This window comes from Collimonas sp., from assembly GCF_044339385.1.
Lineage (GTDB): Bacteria > Pseudomonadota > Gammaproteobacteria > Burkholderiales > Burkholderiaceae_D > Collimonas.
Map to the genome: position 1 here is coordinate 1 of NZ_JBIIVN010000165.1, position 5403 is coordinate 5403.

4 protein-coding genes and 3 pseudogenes are annotated in these 5403 nt (G+C 56.0%); 2 read left to right on the plus strand and 5 right to left on the minus strand.

Features of this window, described 5'->3' with window-relative positions; genetic code table 11:
• Positions 1-298: 298 nt before the first annotated feature.
• Positions 299-1066: a peptidoglycan editing factor PgeF gene (gene pgeF / locus ACIQ0R_RS10905; RefSeq protein WP_395827180.1), complete on the minus strand. Its 768-nt coding sequence runs from the start codon at positions 1064-1066 to the stop codon at positions 299-301.
• Between the two features lie 64 nt (positions 1067-1130).
• Positions 1131-2180: an RluA family pseudouridine synthase gene (locus ACIQ0R_RS10910; protein ID WP_395827183.1), complete on the minus strand. Its 1050-nt coding sequence runs from the start codon at positions 2178-2180 to the stop codon at positions 1131-1133.
• A 57-nt stretch (positions 2181-2237) separates the two neighbouring features.
• Between ACIQ0R_RS10910 and ACIQ0R_RS10915 the strand changes: the two genes are divergently transcribed.
• Entirely contained in the window at positions 2238-3044 is an 807-nt protein-coding gene (locus ACIQ0R_RS10915) for an outer membrane protein assembly factor BamD (protein ID WP_395827186.1), read from the plus strand.
• Between the two features lie 121 nt (positions 3045-3165).
• On the opposite strand, the pseudogene ACIQ0R_RS10920 reads toward ACIQ0R_RS10915, so the two are convergent.
• The 3 genes and pseudogenes from ACIQ0R_RS10920 to ACIQ0R_RS10930 all read right to left on the minus strand — a co-directional run.
• A pseudogene (locus ACIQ0R_RS10920) lies at positions 3166-4170 on the minus strand (glycosyltransferase family 4 protein); the annotation flags it as partial.
• Positions 4152-5012 (minus strand): UDP-2,3-diacylglucosamine diphosphatase, encoded by an 861-nt coding sequence (locus ACIQ0R_RS10925; protein ID WP_395827189.1) that lies wholly within the window; start codon positions 5010-5012, stop codon positions 4152-4154. The gene ACIQ0R_RS10925 and the pseudogene ACIQ0R_RS10920, both read right to left, overlap by 19 nt.
• A pseudogene (locus ACIQ0R_RS10930) lies at positions 5009-5164 on the minus strand (GNAT family N-acetyltransferase); the annotation flags it as partial. The pseudogene ACIQ0R_RS10930 and the gene ACIQ0R_RS10925, both read right to left, overlap by 4 nt.
• 116 nt (positions 5165-5280) lie before the next feature.
• Between ACIQ0R_RS10930 and ACIQ0R_RS10935 the strand changes: the two are divergent.
• Positions 5281-5403 (plus strand): annotated as a pseudogene (locus ACIQ0R_RS10935) (IS256 family transposase); the annotation flags it as partial.

Sequence of the window (5403 nt, forward strand, 5' to 3'; positions counted from 1 at the left end):
CTTGAACTCCGCCGTGTACATCTGTTTTGGTATCTTCTTCATTGCTGGTCTTTCCAAAGGATCGTTGATTTTACGTTACCTATGGAAGACTAAATTTCGGGGGAAGCCCAGTTTCTGCTATATGGAGTTCTTCCTTTGACAATTGTTTTATACCTGATGGGCACGCCGCAACGCAAGAGAAATCGACAGCGAGCTGAAAAAAACGCGCGGTTATGGGCGCAACAAAAAGCCGCGCAAGATGCGCCTGCGGCCGATCCGGCGATAGCCCCACCAGAAAAATAATCTTCAAGCGCAGCGCTTATTTCAGCCAGATCAATGACGCCATTCGCCCCGTTAGCTGATCGCGGCGATAAGAATAAAACCTGCGGTCAGTCACCGTGCAAAAGCCACCGCCGTAAATATCCTGAACGCCGGCCTGTCGCAGCGCAAGCCGCGCCAACTGATAAATATCTGCCAGGTACTTACCTGGGCGAGCACCGATCGGATGAAAACATGCCTGGATTTGCTCGGCATGCTGAGTCGATTGCGCCGCATTGACGAACGCCGACAGAACATCAACTCCCACCTCAAACTGCTCCGGGCCGATTGCCGGCCCGAGCCAGGCGGCAATCTGTGCGGCCCCGGCCAGCCTCATGCGCGCGACTGTATTCTGCAGAATGCCAGCCATCAAGCCGCACCAACCGGCGTGGGCGGCGCCGACTATGCGCCCCTGCAAATCAGCGAATAGCACCGGCAGGCAATCGGCAGTCTGAACTACGCACACCACGCCGGGGCGGGTAGCAATAGCCGCATCGGCTTCAATGCCGATCTCCGCAGAACCGGCATCAATGACGCTATTGCCGTGAACCTGCGCCATCCATACCGGTTCGGCTGGCAACACGGCGGCAAGCAAGGCGCGATTGCTGGCAACCGCTTGCGGCGCATCGTTGACATGCGCCCCCAGATTCAACCCGCCTCTGCCATAGCCGTCGCCATAAGGCCCCAGGCTTGAGCCACCGTCGCGCATGGTTGAAATAGCCGCAATATTTTTCGGTACGTTAGCCCAGTCAGGAATGATCAATTGCATATGTCCAGCGTCCTAATCCAGTGACATGAAAACCAGCGCCGACTGCCCGCTCACGGGGTCGGCACTATTCTGGCGCAGTAATACCGGCACGCGCCAGCAACTCGGCAAAATCCTGCGGCAATGGAGCGAACCATTCGCAGGCCTTGCCGCTGAGCGGATGAATCAATCCAAGTCGCGACGCCTGCAACGCCTGACGCTGAAATGTCGGCATCAAATGCTGCTTGCCATACAGCGCATCGCCGACCAGCGCAAAGCCAAGCGACTGCATGTGTACACGAATCTGATGGGTCCGGCCAGTTTCCAGGCGACACCCCATCAAGCTGACCGGGCGGCGATCCAGCAGCCCGCTTGCCAGACGCTGATAGTGGGTGATGGCCGGCTTGGCGACCAAGCTATCCGATACCGCCATCTTGATGCGGTCGCGCGGGTGGCGCGCCATCGGGCTGTCGATGGTGCCGTTCAACTGCGTGCCCCATACCAGCGCCAGGTATTGACGCTTAACCGTACGGGCTTGTAGTTGGCGCACCAGATCAGTCTGCGCTTCCAGCGTCTTGGCAACCACCATCAAGCCGCTGGTGTCTTTATCCAGGCGGTGAACGATACCGGCGCGCGGCACGCCGACCAATGACGGCCAGCGAAACAGCAAACCGTTTAACAGCGTACCGGACCAGTTGCCGGCGGCAGGATGCACCACCAGCCCGGCAGGCTTATCAAGAACGATAATCGCTGCATCCTCGTACACAACCGACAAGGCCATGTCCTCTGCTTTGAATGCTTGCTCATCCGGCGCCGGCTGTGGCAGCACCACCACGGTCTCGTCGCCGTAGGTGGTCATCTTGGTCGTGGCCGGCTTGCCGTCCACGGTAACGTGTCCAGCCTCTATCCATTGCTGGATACGGCTGCGGGAATATTGCGGCACCAGGCCAGAAACCACCTTATCCAGACGCGAACCGCACACATCCGGCGTTAAATGCAGTACGATCGGCGCAGTTGCGGTCGCCGCATCGGCTGCCTCGATGCCCTCATCGATATCCTCGATATCGGCATCAAAATCAGCTTCGGGCAGACTTTCAGCCAAAGTTGGCTTGGTAAATGACATCACTTGAAGTCCCATCGGCTATAATCAATCCATCGTTAATACACGTAAATACGCACAATCTTGCAAACCACTATGCAAAAAAGACTCTTAAAACTAGCTGCTGTCGCATTCGCTCTGTCCCTGTCCGCGTGTGGCTTGTTGCCAGACAAGGTAGATGAAACCGCAAACTGGCCTGCGCCCCGATTATACTCGGAGGCCAAGGACGAAATGAACAGTGGTGGCTATGACAAGGCAATTAAGTACTTTGAAAAGCTGGAGTCCCGCTATCCGTTCGGCACCTATGCGCAACAGGCGCAGATGGATATTGCATATGCGCACTATCGTCAAGGCGAGCAACCTGAAGCATTGGCTGCTATCGACCGCTTCATCAAGTTGCACCCTAATCACCCGAATGTAGACTACATGTACTACTTGCGCGGCCTGGTCAACTTCAACGATAAAGTCAGTATTTTCGATTTCCTGGCGAGCGAAGATGCCACCGAGCGCGACCCGAAGGCGGCGCGCGATGCATTTGACGCGTTTAAGCAAGTCGTGGTGCGCTTCCCGAACAGCACATATGCCCCAGACTCACTGGCGCGTATGAAATATCTGGTCAATGCACTGGCCCAGTACGATGTCCACGTGGCGACTTACTACTATCGTCGTGGCGCCTACGTTGCAGCGGCCAACCGAGCCGAGAACGCCATCAAGGAATATCGAGATGCGCCAGCGGTTGAGGAAGCACTCTTCGTTATGGTCCGCTCTTATGATGCCCTGGGCATGACGCAATTGCGCGACGACGCCGAGCGGGTCATGAAGAAAAACTACCCTAACAGCCGCTTTTATAACGGCGGCGGACAAGTGGTTGCGAAAGCAACTTGGTGGAAATTCTGGAAATAATCATCCACTGATGAACGCCTGCTGCAGGTGTGATTAAAAAGCCTCGCTGTGCGAGGCTTTTTTGCGTCCACAACCCCGACACCGGTGTTGGACGACCGCTCAGAAGGCTTTTGGAAGGCGCATTGAGCGAATGGATTTGATGCAGGTGGTGCTGGAATTGCTGGGTCGCTGCCTCCCAAGAAAATCCAACCGCATGCTGTCGCACTTCTTGCCTGTCTAGCTGCAGCGCGCGCAGACAGGCAGAAGTCAGATCGACATCCAATATCCCGGAGCGACCATGCGCTACCACATCTACCGGACCGGAAACCGGGTAAGCCGCCACCGGCACGCCGCACGCCATGGCTTCTGCCATCACCAATCCAAAGGTGTCGGTTAGACTGGGGGAATACCATGACATCGGCACAGTTGTAATAAGAGGTCAGCTCATGATGCGGCTTAGCGCCGAGGAACTGCACCTGGGGGTAGCGTTGCTGCAACTCCTCGCGCTGCGGGCCATCGCCGATCACCCATTTACTGCCAGGCAAATCAACTTGCAGGAACGCCTCGATATTTTTTCCACGGCAACCCGGCCCACATACAAATAGAGAGGCCGCTCGATGCAGGCATGATCTTCGTCGACCGGCTTGAAGCATTCGGTATCGACTCCACACCCCCACAACACAAGACGGCGGAAGCCGCGCTGTTGAAGCTCTTGGAGCATGTGCTGAGTCGGCACCATAACCGCTTTGGACGGCCCATGAAACCAGCGCAGCCACCGATACGTGATCGCCTGTGGCAAGATCGAGCGAGCACTAAGATATTCGGGAAAACAGGTGTGGTAGGCAGTCGTGAAACCGATCTCCCGGCGCAGACAAAAACGCCGCGCTGCCAAGCCCATCGGCCCTTCTGTCGCAATATGGATGCAATCGGGGCCGAATGCCGTGAGGCTCGCCGCGACCCTGGCGTAAGGCTTGTGCGCGAGACGAATTTCGGGATAAGTGGGGCAGGCGAAGGTCGGAAAGTCATCGGGACTGAGCAGCAACACTTCGTGACCATTATTACGCAGGCAGGCGCATGTAGCCCGCAAGGTGTTGACCACGCCGTTGATTTGCGATTGTCCGGCGTCTGTTACGATGGCAATTCGCATAATTCACGATTATGGTGGGTAAATACGGTATTTTTTTGCTGCATGATTTCTTGCCATGTCACCAGCCGCAGTTCGCCGCTGGCCTCCTCTACCAGCGCCGACAGACTCTCCACCCAATCACCGTCATTGCAATAAGTGATGCCATTGATGTCGCGAATTTCCGGCTTGTGAATATGGCCGCAAATCACGCCATCGAGTCCCTTCTTTTGCGCCTCAGCCGCCAACGCATCCTCAAACGACGAGATGTAATTGACCGCGTTCTTGACCTTCAGTTTGAGGTATTGCGACAATGACCAGTACGGCAAACCGGCACGCGCACGCCAGCCGTTGAACCATTGGCTGACCTTCAGGATGACCGTGTAAAGGCCATCGCCGACATACGCCAGCCACTTGGCGCAGGCGATCACGCCATCAAACCGGTCACCGTGCAATACCAGCATACGCTTGCCGTTCGCGGTCGTATGCGCCAGCTCATCACGAATACGTATGCCGCCAAAATCGAGATCGATGAATTGACGCACCGCTTCGTCGTGATTGCCTGGCACGAAAATCACTTCGGTGCCCTTCTTGGCCTTTTTTAATACTGTCTGCACTACGTTGTTGTGGACCTGATCCCAATACCAGCGCCGCTTCAACTGCCAGCCGTCAACAATGTCGCCGACCAGATACAAGGTATCGGACTCGGTCGCGCGCAGAAATTCCAGCAGGCGAGCAGCCTGGCATCCGGTCGTTCCCAAATGCACGTCGGAAATCCAGATCGTGCGAAACCGGATCGGTTCGCGCTTTGATCCTGGGCCGGTGCCACGGAAAGTTGTGTCCAGAAACTGCTCGCCGGGCTTCATGCTGCCCTCGTTTCTTTTAGATAGTGGCGGGCGTAGCGGTCATCGAGTTTCGATAACGGCAGCAGTAGAAAGAAATCGGCCGAGTGAAAATCCGGATCCCAAGCCGGATCACCGCAAATCCAGGCGCCGCTGCGCAGGTAACCTTTCAACAGGAGGGTGTAATTAGTTTTGTGTAAACGGTCATTTGGCAGCACACTGCCACCATAGAGGAAAAAATGACCTACGTAAAACGCACCAAACGGGCCAAGCCCGATCCTGAGTTGGCAAGCTGGCGGACAGCCTGCTTGCCAACTACAAGAAACCTGAAGACCTGATTGGCGAAAATGGCTTGCTCAAGCAGCTCACCAAGATGCTTGTTGAGCGTGCCCTGGAGGTCGAAATGACTGATCAT